At 34.8% G+C, this 17,564-nt stretch carries 14 protein-coding genes; 3 read left to right on the top strand and 11 right to left on the bottom strand.

Annotated features, from left to right (window positions below):
* Nucleotides 1-5 precede the first annotated feature (5 nt).
* Both FN817_RS08070 and porW read left to right on the top strand, forming a co-directional pair.
* The gene (locus FN817_RS08070; protein ID WP_142717483.1) at nt 6-569 is read left to right on the top strand and encodes a Maf family protein; all 564 of its coding nucleotides are present in this window, start codon (nt 6-8) and stop codon (nt 567-569) included.
* A 148-nt stretch (nt 570-717) separates the two neighbouring features.
* On the top strand, nt 718-3,288 hold the full coding sequence (porW, locus tag FN817_RS08065) for a type IX secretion system periplasmic lipoprotein PorW/SprE (RefSeq protein ID WP_142717482.1): 2,571 nt from the start codon (nt 718-720) through the stop codon (nt 3,286-3,288).
* A gap of 77 nt (nt 3,289-3,365) precedes the next feature.
* Here porW and tsaB read toward each other — a convergent pair whose 3' ends face one another.
* The 8 genes from tsaB to rpiB all read right to left on the bottom strand — a co-directional run bounded on the left by tsaB (nt 3,366) and on the right by rpiB (nt 10,675).
* Nucleotides 3,366-4,040: a tRNA (adenosine(37)-N6)-threonylcarbamoyltransferase complex dimerization subunit type 1 TsaB gene (gene tsaB / locus FN817_RS08060; protein WP_142717481.1), complete on the bottom strand. Its 675-nt coding sequence runs from the start codon at nt 4,038-4,040 to the stop codon at nt 3,366-3,368.
* 66 nt (nt 4,041-4,106) lie between these two features.
* Nucleotides 4,107-4,856, bottom strand: coding sequence for an SDR family NAD(P)-dependent oxidoreductase (locus FN817_RS08055; RefSeq protein WP_142717480.1), 750 nt, complete (start codon nt 4,854-4,856; stop codon nt 4,107-4,109).
* Between the two features lie 80 nt (nt 4,857-4,936).
* A complete protein-coding gene (locus FN817_RS08050) occupies nt 4,937-5,308 on the bottom strand; it encodes a YraN family protein (RefSeq protein WP_142717479.1) in 372 nt (123 codons plus the stop codon).
* 41 nt (nt 5,309-5,349) lie between these two features.
* Nucleotides 5,350-6,279: a S66 peptidase family protein gene (locus FN817_RS08045; RefSeq protein ID WP_142717478.1), complete on the bottom strand. Its 930-nt coding sequence runs from the start codon at nt 6,277-6,279 to the stop codon at nt 5,350-5,352.
* Nucleotides 6,276-6,962, bottom strand: a complete 687-nt coding sequence (locus FN817_RS08040) for a LysE family translocator (protein WP_142717477.1) — start codon at nt 6,960-6,962, stop codon at nt 6,276-6,278. The genes FN817_RS08045 and FN817_RS08040 overlap by 4 nt, the downstream gene beginning before the upstream one ends.
* A 277-nt stretch (nt 6,963-7,239) precedes the next feature.
* Complete coding sequence (locus FN817_RS08035; protein ID WP_142717476.1) at nt 7,240-7,752, bottom strand: hypothetical protein; 513 nt, start codon at nt 7,750-7,752, stop codon at nt 7,240-7,242.
* Entirely contained in the window at nt 7,752-9,905 is a 2,154-nt protein-coding gene (gene rnr / locus FN817_RS08030) for a ribonuclease R (protein ID WP_142717475.1), read from the bottom strand. The genes FN817_RS08035 and rnr overlap by 1 nt, the downstream gene beginning before the upstream one ends.
* Before the next feature lie 335 nt (nt 9,906-10,240).
* Nucleotides 10,241-10,675, bottom strand: a complete 435-nt coding sequence (gene rpiB, locus FN817_RS08025; RefSeq protein ID WP_142717474.1) for a ribose 5-phosphate isomerase B — start codon at nt 10,673-10,675, stop codon at nt 10,241-10,243.
* A gap of 643 nt (nt 10,676-11,318) precedes the next feature.
* On the opposite strand from rpiB, the gene FN817_RS08020 reads away from it, so the two are divergent.
* Entirely contained in the window at nt 11,319-12,509 is a 1,191-nt protein-coding gene (locus FN817_RS08020; RefSeq protein ID WP_142717580.1) for a phosphoglycerate kinase, read from the top strand.
* Nucleotides 12,510-14,189: 1,680 nt separating this feature from the next.
* Here the strand turns inward: FN817_RS08020 and FN817_RS08015 are convergent.
* The 3 genes from FN817_RS08015 to ybeY all read right to left on the bottom strand — a co-directional run bounded on the left by FN817_RS08015 (nt 14,190) and on the right by ybeY (nt 17,562).
* Entirely contained in the window at nt 14,190-15,011 is an 822-nt protein-coding gene (locus FN817_RS08015) for a class I SAM-dependent methyltransferase (protein WP_142717473.1), read from the bottom strand.
* A gap of 121 nt (nt 15,012-15,132) precedes the next feature.
* A complete protein-coding gene (mnmG, locus tag FN817_RS08010; protein WP_142717472.1) occupies nt 15,133-16,995 on the bottom strand; it encodes a tRNA uridine-5-carboxymethylaminomethyl(34) synthesis enzyme MnmG in 1,863 nt (620 codons plus the stop codon).
* Between the two features lie 147 nt (nt 16,996-17,142).
* Nucleotides 17,143-17,562 (bottom strand): rRNA maturation RNase YbeY, encoded by a 420-nt coding sequence (gene ybeY / locus FN817_RS08005; RefSeq protein ID WP_142717471.1) that lies wholly within the window; start codon nt 17,560-17,562, stop codon nt 17,143-17,145.
* Nucleotides 17,563-17,564: the final 2 nt, after the last annotated feature.

Here is a 17,564-nt window from a genome sequence, read left to right as displayed (position 1 = left end):
ACGGTATGAAATTACTTTTAGCCTCCCAATCGCCAAGAAGAAAAGAGCTTCTTACCAACCTGGGTTTTGAATTTGAAGTTGTAAAAATAGACTGTGAAGAAATTCTTCCGGAACATATAAAAATAGAAGAAGCTGCGGCTTACCTGTCTGATTTAAAAGCAGATGCTTTCAGACGTCTGGAGGCTGATGAAGTTCTGTTGACTGCTGATACTGTTGTAGCTATTGATAATCAGATTCTTGGAAAGCCTAAGGATGAAGCTGACGCATACAAAATGCTTCAGAATCTTTCCGGAAAAACTCATCAGGTTTATACGGGAATCACCATCAAAACTGCAGATAAATCCATTACAGAAACGGATGTTGCTGATGTTACTCTTGATAGCCTCTCTGATGAAGAAATAAACTATTACATTCAAAACTATAAGCCTTTCGATAAAGCGGGCAGCTATGGTATTCAGGAATGGCTGGGAATGGCAAAGATCACAAGTCTTACAGGAAGCTTTTATACGATTATGGGGCTTCCTACCCATCTTGTCTACAAAATATTGAAAGAAACCTCTCTGATTTAAAAATTATTAAGGTTCTCAATATCGATTAAAGAAGAAATAAAATGTTTCCGAAAGAAATATAAATATTATTCATTATAAAATTTTATTATTTTTACAAAATCAGCAAACCGCTGATAATAAAAAGCAGATTAGCGAGTTATATTGAATAATGAAAAAGAATATATTGTTCCTTTTAGTGATATGTCTCGTTGCTTCCTGTGCTACCAAAACAAAAAAGCCGGAGCAGCGATCAAAACTATTGAAAGGATTTTCCACATATTACAACACGCTTTTTAATGCGAAAGATGCATTAAACAGTGAGTTTACCACCAGAGATAAAGGACATAAAGACAATTTTTATGCTCCTTATATTCCCATTCTTACCTATGAAGAACAGCCTTTGGGAAGTGATCTCGGACAGTCAGAAGCTTTTGCTGAAAACTCTATGAAAATGGCTGAAGTAGCCAACAAACCTTCAGGAAGAGGAAATTCCGGAGTACCGAATATCCCTGGTGGGCCTCAGGGAAATGCCCCTGCAAGACCAGATGGTGAACAAGGTAAAGGAGCTACTACCCTAGAAATTGCAGAAGCAAAAGCTTTAAAAGCGATTAATAAATATTCTGTAACCAGAAACGGTGAAGAGAAAAACAAACAGATTTTTGATGCTTACATGATTCTTGCCCAGGCGAGAATTTATAGAGGAAAATCCCTGGAAGCGCTGGATGCTCTGAATTATGTGTTTACTCACATGAAAGATGATAAAAGGATTGCACTGGCAAGAATTTATCAGGGGCTTGCTTATAATCAAATCAAAGATTACCACAGAGCTCATGAAACTTTTGCTAAACTGAAAGGAGAAGATATCAATAAGAGCTATGCAAAACTGCTGAGCATTTATTACTCTGAATCTCTACTGGATGCTGGTAAAAAGGAAGATGCAGCCAAAGAGCTTGATGATGCTTTTGAACTGAACAGCAACAGAAAACTAAAGAGTAGAATTGCTTATCTGAGAGGCCAGGTTTTAGAAAATCTGAACCAGAATGATAAAGCAAGAGAAAGCTATACCGCAGCCTATAAATATGCCAATGATTTTGAATTTGAAGTAAAATCCCAGATTGCCATTGCCAAAACTTTTAATGGTAAAGGGGACTATGCAGGAGCCAAAAACTATCTGGAAGGCATCAGTAAAAAAGGGACTTACGGTTCCAGAAAAAATGAATTTTATTATGCTTTAGGTTTAATGGCCAATAAAGCAGGCAAAAAAGATGAAGCCCAGCAGTTCTTCAGAAAATCGTTGTTTGAAAAGGTTTCTGACCCTCAGATCCGTGGATTGGCTTATTATGAGATAGGAAAAAGCTATCTGGAGAAAAATGATTATATCGGAGCCGGAAGCTATTATGATTCTGCGCTTGCAGTAATGACTTATGAGCCATCAAAGATTTTATTAAAAGACCAGTCTGAATACATAAAAAAGATTTCCAAAAACTACTATCTGATCAAAAAGAATGATAGTATTCTCTCTCTTGCAAAAATGGATGAAGGTCAGAAAACAGACTATTTCACAAAATATATTGCAAAATTAAAAATTAAAGAAGAGAAAGAAGAGCTGGAAAGAAAACGTGCAGAAAGAAGCAAAGGATTTGATACCGGAGACTACAGCGCTAATTCTATTTTTGCCAATAGTTCCAATGCTTTTGAGGATTTCGGAGTGACAACCAAAGGGTTTTACTTTGGAAATACGGGAACTGTAAGCAAAGGAGCCTCTACGTTTAAACAAGTCTGGGGAGATCGTGCTCTTGCTGATAACTGGCGTTTTTCAAAGAAAATGGCTTCTATTGAAGATATGAAGAATGAAGCGTTAGGAGTTACTTCAGCACCTAATCCAAGACGTTTTGAACCTTCTTACTATATTGAACAGATTCCTACAGATCAGGGTAAATTATCCCAATTGAAAAAGGACAGAGATACCGCTTCATTAGGCCTGGGAATCATGTATCAGAACTATTTTACCAACACTCCCCTGGCGACAAAAACATTGTATGACCTTGTAGATGTAAAACCGGAAGAAAAGGTAATGCTACAGGCATTGTATGAGATTTTTGCCATGAATTATGAGAAGAATCCACAGGCATCTGAAAAAGCAAAACAAATTCTATTGACGGATTATCCTTACACTTCTTATGCTGAATTTGCCAGAAACCCTAAAAACAAATCCTTCGTAAAATCAACGGAAGAAGTAGAAAATGAATATAAAAAAGCATATGCCTTATTTGAATCTGAGAAATTTGCAGAAAGTAAGGAAGTGATCGATCAGACTCTTCAAAAATTCCCTAAGGATGCGCTGGTTCCTAAATTGTACCTGCTCAATGCATTCAATGCAGGAAAAGCCAATGGAAAGGAAGTAATGATTCTTCAGCTTGAACAGATTGCCCTGAATTATTCTAAAACTCCTGAAGGCATAAGGGCTAAAGAAATGCTGGTGTATCTGAAAAGCGACCTCAGCTTCCAGGCAACGGATAATAAAGGAAATGCTGTTCCACAACAACCAGGAGGAGCACCCGTACAGCCTAATGCCCAAAACACCGGCGTTCCGCAAATGAACAATGGGAAAAATATCAGTACACAAACCCTGAATATGGATCCTGCTCCACAACAGGGAAATCCTGCCCAGCAGCAGCAAAAAAACAAGAAACCAGCAGAAACTAAACCTGCTTCAAAGGCACCGCCAAGACCTCAATAAAATAAAAAAGCGAAGATGTACTCTTCGCTTTTTTTATGCAGTTGCTTATTCTTGTCTATTACTCTGTTTAATAAATCTTACGAGCCCTTTTTCTTTACTCCATGGAAATCTTTAAGATAGAAAGGCTCAAAATATGCCATATCTTCAAATTCTTTATTCTCTATTTTTTCCAATGTCCTTGTGATAAGATATTTTGCAGAAGGATAAACAGTCTCGTTAAAAACAGCATCAGGAAGATTCAATATCTCTTTTGCCTTTTTTGCACCGTCTCCTACAAACAATACTTTTTTATCTTTAAATTCTTCAAAAGAAGTTTTATCCAAAATCTTGGCTTCGGTCTCAGATAATTCTTTTCCCGTATTACCGTCATAAACGGCTGTATACACCTCCATTCTCCTCGCATCAATCAAAGGTACTATAAAGTCATAGTTATCGCCTAAAAAAGGCTCTATCATACTTTCAAGGGAATTTACAGCAATCAGGGGAACTTTAAGACCATAGCAGAATCCTTTTGCAGAGGCTGCACCAATCCTTAGTCCTGTGTAAGAGCCGGGACCTTTCCCCAAAGAAACGGCTTCAATATCTTTAAGAGCAATCCCTGCTCCTTCCAATGCCCATTCCACATAGGTATGAAGGCTTTCAGATTGTTTATAGTTTTCAGAAACTTCTTCACACACACACAGCAGTTTTTCATTGTCTGATACCGCTACTGAACAGTTTTTTGATGATGTTTCCAGATATAGAATTTTCATTTTTTTGTTTTAAGCTAAACAGCAAAATTGCTTTTAATATGCTGCAAATTTAGTCCATTATTTTAACTATTTTCTATAAATCGTTCTCGGTTCTGCCTGAGCACTTGGGTAGATGGTCATATCTGAGACAGTTACGTGTTTCGGAGCATTCACACAGTAAGCAATGGCATCGGCAATATCTTCTGCTTTCAGGGCTTCATAGCCTGCATATACCGTTGAAGCTTTCTCACTGTCACCTTTGAACCTTACCAAAGAGAAATCTGTTTCTACAGCTCCCGGCTGAATATTGGTTACTTTGATTCCGAATTCGGTAAGCTCCAGTCTCATTCCTTCTGAAATAACATCTACTGCTTTCTTCGTTGCACAGTACACTACTCCATTGGCATAAGTTTGTCTTGCTGCTACAGAACTGATGTTTATTATATGACCTAAATTTTTAGTTTTCATAATCGGGATGATCATTTTAGAAACGTAAAGCAGTCCCTTCACATTTCCGTCAATCATAGAATCCCAGTCGTCTGTCTTACCAGCAGAAAGAGGATCCAGCCCATGAGCATTTCCTGCATTATTAATCAGAACATCAATCTCTTTCCAGTTTTCAGGAAGTGAATTTATAGCGGCTTCTACCTCTTCAAGATTCCTTACATCAAACAACAAACTAAATATTTCGGTATATTGGGAAAGCTCTGTTTTTACAGTTTCCAATACCTCACTTCTTCTTCCGCAGATAATAATTCTGTTCCCTTGTTTTGCAAGAAGCTCTGCAGTAGCTTTACCTATTCCGGAAGTTGCTCCGGTGATTAATACTGTCTTCATAAAATTGTTTATTAACTTGTATGAACGGAATATCTTCTCAAGAGTATGATGCTATTCCTTCATACATTTTTATTGATTTATTAATTAGCATCCAATGCCTGAAAAGCATCGGCTATGTGGTCAATTTTTAAATTTCTGTTTTCATCAGGAAGAACGGAGATAATATCAAATCTGGCTTCACTATCTTTATTAAATTCCTCGAGATAATGATTGGCTGCAGAAACAATTGATTTTATTTTTGTTTTGGTGACTGCTTCCTGTGGGAGCATGAAGGCATCAGTAGACCTTGCTTTCACTTCCACGATAATAACCAGATTATCTTTTTCAGCAATAATGTCAATCTCTGCTTTCTGAAAACGAAAGTTTCTGACAAGGATTTTGTAGCCGTTCTTTTGAAGATAATCAACTGCTGTATCTTCTGCTATTTTTCCAAAATCGTTATGATCAGCCATATCTTGTATTTAAGAGTTTGGAGATAGGAGAGTGGTATTTTTTAAAATTCGATCTTTACTTTAGTTCCAACCTTCATTTTAACCTGCGCCCCGATTAAAAGCGGACGGTTATCTTTAATATGTCCATTCGGGAAACCAAATACTACAGGAAATTTATATCTTGAAATTCGTTCCGAGATCAGTTTATAGGCAAATTCATCAAAGCTTTCTTCATAGCTTTTATTTTCCTTTTCGTCTCCCATATTGGTCATCCCGCCAATGATAAGTCCTTTGATCTTACTGAAAACTCCTGCCAGCTCCAGACTCATAATCATACGGTCCAGTGCATAGAAGTTTTCTCCGATATCTTCAATAAACAGGATTTTGTCTTTAAAGTCAAAAGAATATCTGGTTCCTAAAAGGGCATAAATAAGGGCTAAATTCCCTCCGATTAATTCTCCTTCAATATTCCCTTCTTTATTGAATTGATGTGATTCAAGACTGTATTTTGGAGTTTTACCTTTGAGGATATCAAAGATCAGGTCATAACTTTCATCTGTAACACCGAAACTTGATGTTTTAATGGTCTGCCCATGAATGGATGCATAACCTTTTTTCAACAGATAGCTTTGTATAACAGTATTGTCAGAATATCCAATATACCATTTCGGATTTTCTGTAAAACCTTTCATTTTCAGGTGCTGAATCAGGTGCTGGCATCCATAGCCACCTCTGGAAGCCCATACCGCTCTGATCTCTGTATCATTTAAAGCCCAGTTGATATCTTTTATTCTTTCCTGTTCTGTTCCGGCATAGTTATATCCGTTTGAAAATCTTGTGTAGAGATGTTCCCCGAGAACGGGCTCAAAACCTCTGCTTTTAATCATTTCTATTCCCTTTTCCATTTGAGAGGCATCTACCGCTCCTGCAGGGGAAATAACAGCTATTTTGTCCCCTTTTTTAAGGGACTTTGGAAAGATTATTTTTTTCATTCTTTTTTTTGATATTTTACTTCTTTCTTTTCGGCTTCCTCCAGCTGTCTTTCAAACTGATTGAATTTTTTGAAACTCTGCAGGAAGATAAAGAAACTGAAGATAATAAGAATACAGCCAACAACTCTTCTGATTTGATTGGCCAGTTTTTGTGTTAATTTATCGTGAAATTGCTTGGCAAGAAATATTTTGGCAAGATCTATTGAAAGGTAAGTGCCCAGTACGATCCCTATGTATAAAATAAAACTGCTGGTGTCCGGATATTGGTTTCTCACAGAAATTACCGTTACCAGCCAGAAAAGGATAACTCCTACATTTAAAAGATTAAAGAAAAAGCCATTGAAAAATGTTTTAATATAATTTTGGCCAATGATCTTTTCTTCGCCGGGCAAATGCATCTTGGTCTTGGTAACCAGCATCACAATTCCATAAACAAAAATAAGAATGGAAGTGATCCTGTAGAAGCCGGGATGCTTATCAATTAAAGCTACAATATCTGTACTGGCATAATATGCTGCTACAATACATAATAAATCTGCAGTAATAACTCCAAGATCCAATGACAGGGCATGTCTGGGGCCTCTGGAAAAGCTGGTTTCAATTAACAGGAAAAATATAGGTCCTATAAAAACCAGGCTCAGCATGAATCCTAATATGATCGCCGATAGTACAAGTTCTAGCATTTAATGTGTTTTAAAATGAATAAAATTCATTTCGTTTTATACAAAGTTATACTTTATGATTTAATTATTCAATAAAGTTGTAATTTATCAAGTGGATTTTAAGGAGAGTTTAATGTTCAATTTTTAAAGAAATAGGAGAGGAGTAAGAATACAAAGCCCAAAATACGAACAGATCTCAAAATAATTTTGGACAATTCTTTGCCTCCTTAAAAAAACAAAAGATTGTTCCTCATGGGAACAATCTTTTTGCATTATATTTTTTAATGATTCATCACATTTATTTTTCCAGGCAATTTTCATTAAACGCAAACTCAAAGTCTTTTCTAATTTTAAGCCCAAAAATTCCTCGTTCAAAGGTGTAAGTTATCTGATTTTTAAACAACATTCTTTTATAATCAATGAGAAAACTTCTTGTCATATAAGAATATTCATATGCATTTCCGCTTAAATAAATGTAAGTTGTCTTTCCTTTCTCATGGCTGCGTACACTTCCAACCTCTGAAATCATATTTTTAAAACAGTATGTTTCCCTGGTAGGATTCATTCCTGTAAGATAGTTTATCAAAAAAAATCCATTAATTATCTGAGGAAATGTAACTCCAAAAAAGTATTTTTTCCCTTGTTTGTTGACATTAATAATATTTCTTTTAATTAAAATATTACAAAATACACCAAGAACAATCATAGCGAGTACAAACAGATAAAAATTGATAACAGTATTAAAAATTACTGTTATCAATAATATTGCGTTTAAAATACTAAATACAATGTATTTATCTATTTTCGTCATTACTTTACAATCTGGAAGTCAAGCTGCTTCTGAATCAGATTAGCTTTTACCACCTTGATCTGAACTTCATCTCCCAACTGATACTTGTTTCCATGTCTTATTCCGTATACGGCGTGGGTTTTTGCATCATACATATATGAATCGTCTACAAGGTCCCTAAGTTTGATCAGTCCTTCCGCACCATTTTCAGGAATTTCAACCCAGAAACCAAATTCTGCCACCCCGGAAATAACTCCTCTGAAAGTCTCTCCCAGGTGTTTCTCCATAAATTTCACCTGCATAAATTTGATAGAATCTCTTTCTGCATCAGCTGCCAGCCTTTCCATGGCACTGCAGTGTTTTGCTTTTTCTTCAAGTTCTCCTCTGTTTGGAGATTTTCCTCCGTCCAGATAATGCTGAAGAAGACGGTGCGCAAGCAAATCCGGATAACGACGGATAGGAGAGGTAAAGTGGCTGTAATATTCAAAACCTAAACCATAGTGACCAATAGGTTCAGTAGAGTACACCGCTTTGCTCATACTTCTCATCGCAAGCGTTTCGATCATATTTTCTTCACCTTTTCCTTTTACGTCATGTAAAAGTTTGTTCAAAGATGCAGCAACCTTTTTGGTATTGGCAAGATCCATTTTGTATCCGAAAGTAGCAACGAAATCTCTCAATGATTCCAGTTTCGCAGGATCCGGATCATCGTGAACCCTGTAAATAAATGTATTGTTTGTTATCTCACCTTTTCTGCTTAGAGATACATATTCAGATACTTTTTTATTGGCTAAAAGCATGAATTCTTCGATCAGGTGGTTTGAATCCTTACTTATCTTAAAGTACACTCCAACAGGTTCATTATTTTCATCAAGATTGAATCTTACTTCACTTCTGTCGAAAGTAATGGCTCCTTTTCTGATACGTTCCTGACGCATAATTTTTGCTAACTTATCAAGAGTATTGATCTCTTCCGCCAGGTCTCCCTGTCCGCTTTCAATACGTTCCTGAGCTTCTTCATAGGTAAACCTTCTGTCTGAATGAATAACCGTTCTTCCAAACCACTGTTTCTGAATTTCCGCTTCGTCATTCAGTTCAAAAACTGCAGAAAAAGTGTATTTATCTTCGTTAGGACGAAGGGAACATACATCATTACTCAAAACTTCAGGAAGCATCGGCACAACTCTGTCAACAAGGTATACCGAAGTTGCTCTCTTATACGCTTCATCATCAAGAATAGTTCCCGGAACTACATAATGAGATACATCCGCAATATGAACACCAATTTCCCAGTTTCCGTTTTCCAGCTTTCTTATGGATAAAGCATCATCAAAATCCTTCGCATCTTTTGGGTCAATTGTAAATGTACAGATATTACGCATATCCCAACGTTTTGCAGCTTCTTCGTCTGTGATACTTCTATCAATTTTATCTGCATCTGCTTCCACTTCGGATGGAAACTCGTAAGGCAGGCCATATTCTGCAAGAATAGAGTGGATCTCTGTTTCGTGTTCTCCCGGAGCACCCAGCACCTGGATAATTTCTCCTTCAGGATTTTTATCTCCCGGTCTCCATTCTGTCATTTTTACAATAACCTTGTCTCCATCTTCAGCAGTATTGAATTTTCCTTTCGGAATAAAGATATCTGTGTTGATTGATTTTTTATCGCAAACCACAAACCCAAATTCCTTATGAGCAACCTTCTGAAAGGTTCCTACAAATTCAGTTCTGGTACGTTCCAAAACTTCCAAAACAGAGCCTTCCAGCTTCTTTCCTTTATAATGATAAGTTATAATAAGAACCTTATCTCCCTGCAAAGCATCCTTCACATTTTTGGCATGTACGAAGACATCATCTTCCAAACCTTCCACGCTTACATAAGCATTTCCACTTTGGTTGAAGTCAATGGTTCCGGTAAGTGTTCCAGCGATTTTCAGATTCACTATATATTTTCCTTTTTCCACTTCCTTGATCTTTTCAGATCCCTGAAGTTTGTGCAGCGCCTGGATGACAAGTTCTCTTTGTCTTGGATTTTTGTAATCTATTCCGTCAGCGATCTGCTTATAATTATAAATTTTGGATGAATTTGCATTCATAAAACGGAGGATCAGTCTTCCGATCTCCATCATTTTTAAATCATTTTTATGACTTATATATTTTCTTTTTTTTGGCATTTTAATTTTCTTTTAAATGTTCTGGTCTTAGTTTCAAATAAAACCTTTTTCTAAATTTTCCCTATTCATTCCTTATAAAGATTATTCAATTTCATCATTAGATTCTTTCCGTACATCATCAGAAATCATCTTTCAGTTTACTTAGAACGGGAGCTTTAGTTTTGTATAAATTTAATACAATTCTCGAGAAGAAAAGAGAAAAACCTTCTATTAAATATGTTTCAAATATAAGAAAGGCTTTAGAGAATAATAGAATGTAATTTCTATTGGACACTGCAAATGTACGAATAAAAAATAAATAAGGCTTGTAATACGATTTACAAGCCTCAGTATATTTAGCAAACTGCAATTTTATCAACTCTGTTCTGGTGTCTGCCACCTTCGAAGTCTGTTGCAAGAAATTTATCTACAATCTCAATCGCCAGTTCCTTTGATATAAATCTCGCCGGTATTGAAATCATGTTGGCATCATTATGCTGTCTTGCCAGCGTTGCAATCTCCGGCATCCAGCAAAGAGCGCATCTTATTTTCTGATGTTTGTTCGCAGTGATCTGAACTCCGTTTCCGCTTCCACAGAACAGAATTCCCAGCTCATTTTCTCCGTTTTCCACAGAGGTTGCAGCAGGGTGTACAAAGTCCGGATAATCCACACTGTTTGTGGAAAACGTTCCAAAATCCTGAACTTCAAACTTTTCTGAAAGATAGTTCTTAACAATCTCCTTATATTCATAGCCTGCATGGTCCGCTGCGATAGCAATTTTTCTTTTCATAATACTCTTATTAAGCTTTATTAGATTCTATTTCCTTACAAAGGTAAGAATAATAACAATTCGTGTTAGTAAACCCTGAGTTAATTGTGAAAAGGTATGTTAATAACTGTGGAAAACTTTTATCAACTTTCTATTTTTAAAGATCAATTTATTTCGTAATAGAAAACCTTTCCGCAATTTTTTACCACAACTTTCCAGATGTTTTCTTCAGCTATCCCCAGATTTTTCCATAATAAAATAACTAATAATGGCTTCATCTCAAAGTTACCAACATTTGTTAATAAGTATGTGAAATAGCGGGTTTACAAGGATTTATATTGTGAGTTAAATATGAATTGAATAAAAGTTGAATGTTATCAATTTTTAGCATAAAACTTATCCCCGAAACTAACAACACTCAACAACAACTACATTATTCTTTTTTTTAAAAGAGAAAAAATTGTTGATTAATGGGTGATTGGGTTCGGGGAAAGTTTTTGAAAACTTTTATTTTAATCAATCTGTTGAAAAAGTTTAAAACCTTACATTTGTGAAACAAAAATTCAATGAAATTTATGAAATTGCCTTTGCAGGGTTTACGGAAAATCAAACCGGGATCTGCCCAAAGGAGTTTCATCCGACTCAGAAAAAAATAAATCTACGTATGAAAACAATCAATGATTTCAATTTTAAAGATAAGAAAGCTCTGGTAAGAGTGGACTTCAATGTTCCTCAGGACGATCAGCTGAAGGTGACAGACAATACGAGAATTGTTGCTGTGAAGCCAACAGTGGAGAAGATCCTTAATGATGGTGGTTCTGTCATCTTAATTACACACCTTGGAAGACCTAAGGGAGAGGTTAAAGATGAATTTTCTCTTAAACATATTCTTGGCGAAGTTTCTGCTGTTCTTGGACAGGAAGTTAAATTTGTTGATGAATGCATTGGGGAAAAAGCAGAACAGGCTGCTGCTGAACTGAAGCCAGGAGAGATCTTATTACTTGAAAATGTACGTTTTCATAATGAAGAAGAGAAGGGAGATGCAGGTTTTGCGGAGAAGCTTTCTAAATTAGGTGATGCTTATGTAAACGATGCATTCGGAACTGCACACAGAGCTCATGCTTCTACAGCAGTGATCGCTCAATATTTTCCATCAACTAAATATTTCGGTTTACTGATGGCTAATGAGCTTCAGGCTATTGATAAAGTATTGAAAAGCGGTGAGAGACCTGTTACAGCTATCCTTGGTGGATCTAAAGTTTCAACTAAAATCACCATTATAGAAAATATCCTTCCTGCAGTAGACAATCTGATCATTGGTGGAGGAATGGCATTTACATTTATTAAGGCTCTTGGAGGAAAAATTGGTAATTCTCTGGTAGAAGAAGACAAGCTTCCTTTAGCTTTAGAGATTTTAGGGAAAGCAAAAGAACATAAAGTGAAAGTATATCTTCCTTCTGATGCTATTATCGCTGAAAGTTTTAGTAATGATGTGGAAAGAAAAGAAGCTGATATCTATGCAATTCCTGAAGGATGGATGGGACTTGATGCAGGTCATAAATCAAGAGATCAGTTCAATGATGTATTATTAAATTCAAGAACTATTCTTTGGAATGGGCCGATTGGAGTTTTCGAAATGTCAAATTTTGCAGGAGGTACGGTAGCCTTAGGTGAGAGTATTGCTGAAGCAACAAGATTAGGAGCTTTCTCTTTAGTGGGAGGAGGAGACAGTGTTGCTTTCGTGAAGCAATTCGGATATGCTGATCAGGTAAGTTATGTTTCTACCGGTGGTGGAGCAATGCTTGAAAGTCTTGAAGGACTTGAGCTACCAGGAGTAGCTGCGATCAACAATTAAAAAAAAATAAAGATATTTTAAAGCCTGCTAATTATATTAGCAGGCTTTTTTTCTTTTTGAAAGTATAAGAAATTCCTTTATTGATCGGGTTTTTTTGGTATTTTAAGATATAACCTGTGGTTATACTTGCTTAACTTGAATTCGCTTTCAGCTACTTAGATCTTTAATAAATAATGTGGTTATTTTTTCTTCTTAAAATTGACCTCATTAAAAAGAAATATTTCTTGTTTTTATAACTAGATTTTTGTGATAATCGACTATAAATTTTGATAAGCTTTGTACTTTTTAAGAGATCATAATTTCTCCTTTTTTATTAATTTTCATATTTATTTTGGCAGAATTTAGGCTTATAAATAATGTGATGTAAAATAAAATTTATGAAAGCTATGAATGTTTTCTAACAATTATTCTTTGCCAAGAATCTAAAATCTTTCTAATTGGATCCGGGAGTTTCATTGAACCTTTAAATTCTTTAATTATTTGGGTAATTACAACAATTTACATTAATCCTGCTATCTTCTTATTAGGACGCTGTCATTCCGAATGTAGCGGAGTGAAACGAAGAATCTAAGTTTCATATGATTTTTTTCTTTCGTCGAAAATCGAAGATTCGACAAGTCAATGATGACGGTGTAAAATTCTATATTGTCGCTATTATTTAGATACGTATGTGACTTGTTAGAATTTTTTGAATTTTTAAAAACAAGTTTTATATGATTAAGTTTTATTAAATGTAAATTTTTGTAATTTATTTATTTCACATATTAGTGATAGTGTTGTAAGATATTGAATATTAATATTTAAACTATTTTATATTGTAAAATTATATTTACTTTTCTTTTAAAAAAAATGTAAAAATTAGAAATTATTCATTTCACACTATAAAAAGAATGATGTATTAAGTTTTTTAAAAAAATCAGAATTTTAAAAATATGATAGTTTTGCTTTTTTCTGGAATCAATATTTTTTAGATACTCTTATTTTTTATCAAATTATTTTTATAATAGCCTTCAATTTTTTTGAACCAACGTAGAATTTTCTCTTAATGAATTTTGTAGGTCGCTATTTTTTGATCTATAAATTATTCTAAAGAAGTTTCTTTGAAATTTATTTTTAAAATTTTTTATGTAAAAGATAAAATAGAGTAGGGGAGTTTTCTGCTCCGGCTTTTAAATTTCCTTTTTGATGTATAAAATTTTTTGATTCATCAGATTTATATTTGGTAAGAATGAAATTTGCTATGAATCTTATTTTTTTACTTTTTCAATAAAGTCTGTGAAAATTGACCTTTAGAAATGCCTTTAGAATCGAAAAACTAAATTTTTCCGAATATTTATATCTTGATAGATTTTGAGTCGAAATTTCTACCTTTTTTGTAAGAATTTAATTTCTAATATCCATTTTTTTGTTTTTTTGGACCAAATATGAAATATAATAAATGATTAAGTAACACTTTAACTAATAAGAAGGATTCTTTATTTTTTTTTCTTGAAATGGAGTAGGGGAGTATTTATTTTAAAAAATTATAGAATCTTAAATTCTTAAGTTTCCTTTTTTAGAAATTTTTTTAAATTCCTTAATTAAAAAAAGAAAACTCAGGCAAAAAAATCCTGAGTTTTTTGTTTTAGAAGTAGAAAACGCTGAAAAGTGACCGCTAGAAATGGGTCAAAAATCCATTTTCTATCTTTTTTCGATAATGTATATCAAACTTGAAAATTCGTTTGAAAAAAGGGCTTTTACGTTCGAAATCGTTCCATAGATCATTGCTTTTATCCAAAATAGGGATGATTTCTTGTATTTTTCGCTTAACATGGAGATGTAATAAGAGTCTAGCACCAAAGCTTTTATTTTTCTCATTTTCCAGTCTGGCTTTTTTGAAATGAGACTTTCCATTCCATTTTTTGAAAAATGATAGATGTGTCTTGGTACATCATATGCTGCCCAATATTCTTTATAATGTTTTGCATCATAAGAAGTAGGATTGGGAACAGCAATAATAAGAATTCCTTTTTCTTTCAATTTCCCATGAAAGGCTTCCAGCATTTCATCCTGGTTTTCGATATGTTCAAACACATGCCATAGAGTGATAGCATCTAAGCTGTTTTCTTCAATTGTGTTGATCGTATCCAAAATAGAGGCTTTGGTTATTTTTCCTTGTGCTGCTTTTCTTGCATCGGCATTAGGTTCAAAACCAAAAGTCTCAAAATCATTTTCTATAAATTTTACAAATTCTCCGGCACCGCATCCGTAATCAAGCACTCTTGATCCTTTTTTTATTCTGTCTATTAATACATTTTTTTTGTACTGCAGATTGAAGGACTGAAGAAATTTATAAAGCTTTTCTTTCAGACTTCCGGAGTCCTGATGATGAGAAATATAATCTTCACTTTCATAATATCTGGAAATATTGGATGGGATAGGAGTGGTCTTGAATACCCCTTTAGTTTCTGTCTCTTTAATTTCAAAAATTTCCTGTGAAAGAAAATGATCTTTTATTTTCATTGAAATTGATATCTTTTTATATTGTAAAAAAAATTAAGATATCCAGAGCTCAGTGTACGCTCATAAATACCTTAATTTTTGTTTTATTTATTTAAATGTTTCACGTGAAACATATCTTTTATTAACGTCCTAAATAGACTAGTAAAACGTTGATATCGGCTGGAGAAACCCCGCTTATTCTTCCTGCCTGGGCAATAGTTTTCGGACGTACGTTTGACATCTTCTGTTTTGCTTCTGCAGAAAGGCTGGAAAGCTTTGTATAATCAAAATCTTCAGGAATTTTAATGTTTTCCAGACGATTCAGCTTGGCTACATTCTCTTTTTCTTTTTCAATATATCCTTTATACTTGATATTGATCTCAGCCTGTTCTCTTACTTCATCGTTGTATTGGCCTGAAACTTCTTTAATGAAATCAATTTCATCCAGTTTTCCTAATGTCATATGAGGTCTGGTAAGAATTTGTGCCGCTCTGTAGGCCTGGTCTACAGGATTACTTTCTATAGATTCAAGAACTGGGTTAATAATACCTGGTTTTAAAGAAGTTTCGCGAAGAAACTCTTCAAGTGCTTGGCTTTCAGATACTTTAGTTTCCATTTTTCTTAATCTGTCTTCTTTTGCCAATCCTAACTGATAAGCTTTTTCAGTTAACCTGATATCTGCATTATCTTGTCTTAAAAGAAGTCTGTATTCGGCACGTGAAGTAAACATCCTGTAAGGTTCTTCAGTTCCTTTGGTAATAAGATCATCTATTAAAACTCCGATATATGCTTCGTCTCTGTTTAGAATGAAATCACCTTTTTCATGAACTTTATTGTGAGCGTTGATACCCGCAATTAATCCTTGGCCTGCAGCTTCTTCATATCCTGTAGTTCCGTTAATTTGTCCTGCGAAATATAAATTATCAATTAATTTTGTTTCCAGGGTATGCTTTAATTGGGTAGGAGGGAAGTAGTCATATTCAATAGCATAACCGGGACGGAACACTTTTACGTTTTCAAATCCTGGAATTTGTTTCATTGCTTTGATCTGTACATCTTCCGGAAGAGAAGAACTGAATCCGTTTACGTAGATCTCTACAGTTTTCCATCCTTCCGGTTCTACGAAAAGCTGATGTCTGTTTCTTTCTGCGAAACGGTTAATCTTATCTTCAATACTTGGACAGTATCTTGGACCTAAGCTTTGAATGGTACCATTGAACATTGGGCTTCTATCAAAACCTTCTCTCAAAATATCGTGTACTGTTTCGTTAGTATATACGATATGGCAGCTTAATTGTTTTGTTAATTTCGGAGTATCAAGATAGCTGAACTTTTGAGGATTTTCATCTCCTTTCTGTTCTTCCATTTTTGAATAATCCAAACTTCTTCCGTCTACTCTTGGTGGAGTACCGGTCTTCATTCTTCCTGCTTCAAATCCTAAAGTGACCAATTGTTCTGTAATTCCAAATGCTCTTGGTTCACCCATTCTTCCTCCGCCCAATTGTTTATCTCCAACATGAATTAAACCATTAAGAAAAGTTCCGTTTGTAAGAACTACAGATTTTGCTTTGATCTCAATTCCTAAAGAAGTAACCACTCCGGTTACTTTATTATTTTCAACAATCAGTTGTTTCACCATATCCTGAAAGAAATCAAGATTGGGAGTGTTCTCTAATGCTAATCGCCATTCTTCAGCAAAAAGCATTCTATCATTTTGGGTTCTCGGAGACCACATCGCAGGACCTTTTGAAAGATTCAGCATTTTGAATTGGATAGCAGATTTGTCTGCTACAATTCCGGAATATCCTCCCATTGCATCAATCTCTCTTACGATCTGTCCTTTTGCGATTCCGCCCATTGCCGGGTTGCAACTCATCTGTCCGATGGTCTGCATATTCATTGTAACGAGTAGTGTTTTTGAACCGAGGTTGGCTGCTGCCGCGGCGGCTTCACAACCTGCGTGTCCGGCACCTACTACTATTACATCATATATTTCTGAAATCATTTTTATCTCGCTTGTTTTAAGCTTTAAACCTTATCTTTATAACCAATGTTTCACGTGAAACATTTTTGAAGAATGCACTCTAGGTAAAGTTATATTATTACTAGAATTGAGTACTTTAGGTATAGGACTTTAAGTGATTGTTCAATTTCAAATCTTTAAATCCCTGTATTTAGCCAAGTACAAATCTTCCATTCTCCGCATCTCTTTTTCTTCCTCTTCTGTCTTGTCCTTATAGCCTGCAAGATGTAAAATACCATGGGCTAAAACTCTTCTTAATTCTTCTTCATAATCTCGGGAAAGGGTAGAGGCGTTATCAGAAACGCGCTGCAAAGATACAAAAATCTCAGCGCTTATTGTCTTACCTTTTACATAATCAAAAGTGATGATATCTGTATAATAATCATGCTGCAAATAATCCTGATTGATCTTAAGAAGATATTCATCATCACAGAAAATATAATTGATTTCTCCTGGCTTTTTTCCTTCTGAAAGAATAAGATCTTCCAGCCATTTTTTGTAATCTGTACTTACCGACTCTGGTAAGTTTTCGTAAAAGAACTGTATCATTT

The organism is Chryseobacterium rhizoplanae, assembly GCF_900182655.1.
In the GTDB taxonomy this organism is placed as follows: domain Bacteria; phylum Bacteroidota; class Bacteroidia; order Flavobacteriales; family Weeksellaceae; genus Chryseobacterium; species Chryseobacterium rhizoplanae.
Note: the sequence above shows the minus strand (reverse complement) of the source record. Positions and strands in the feature narration are given on the sequence as shown.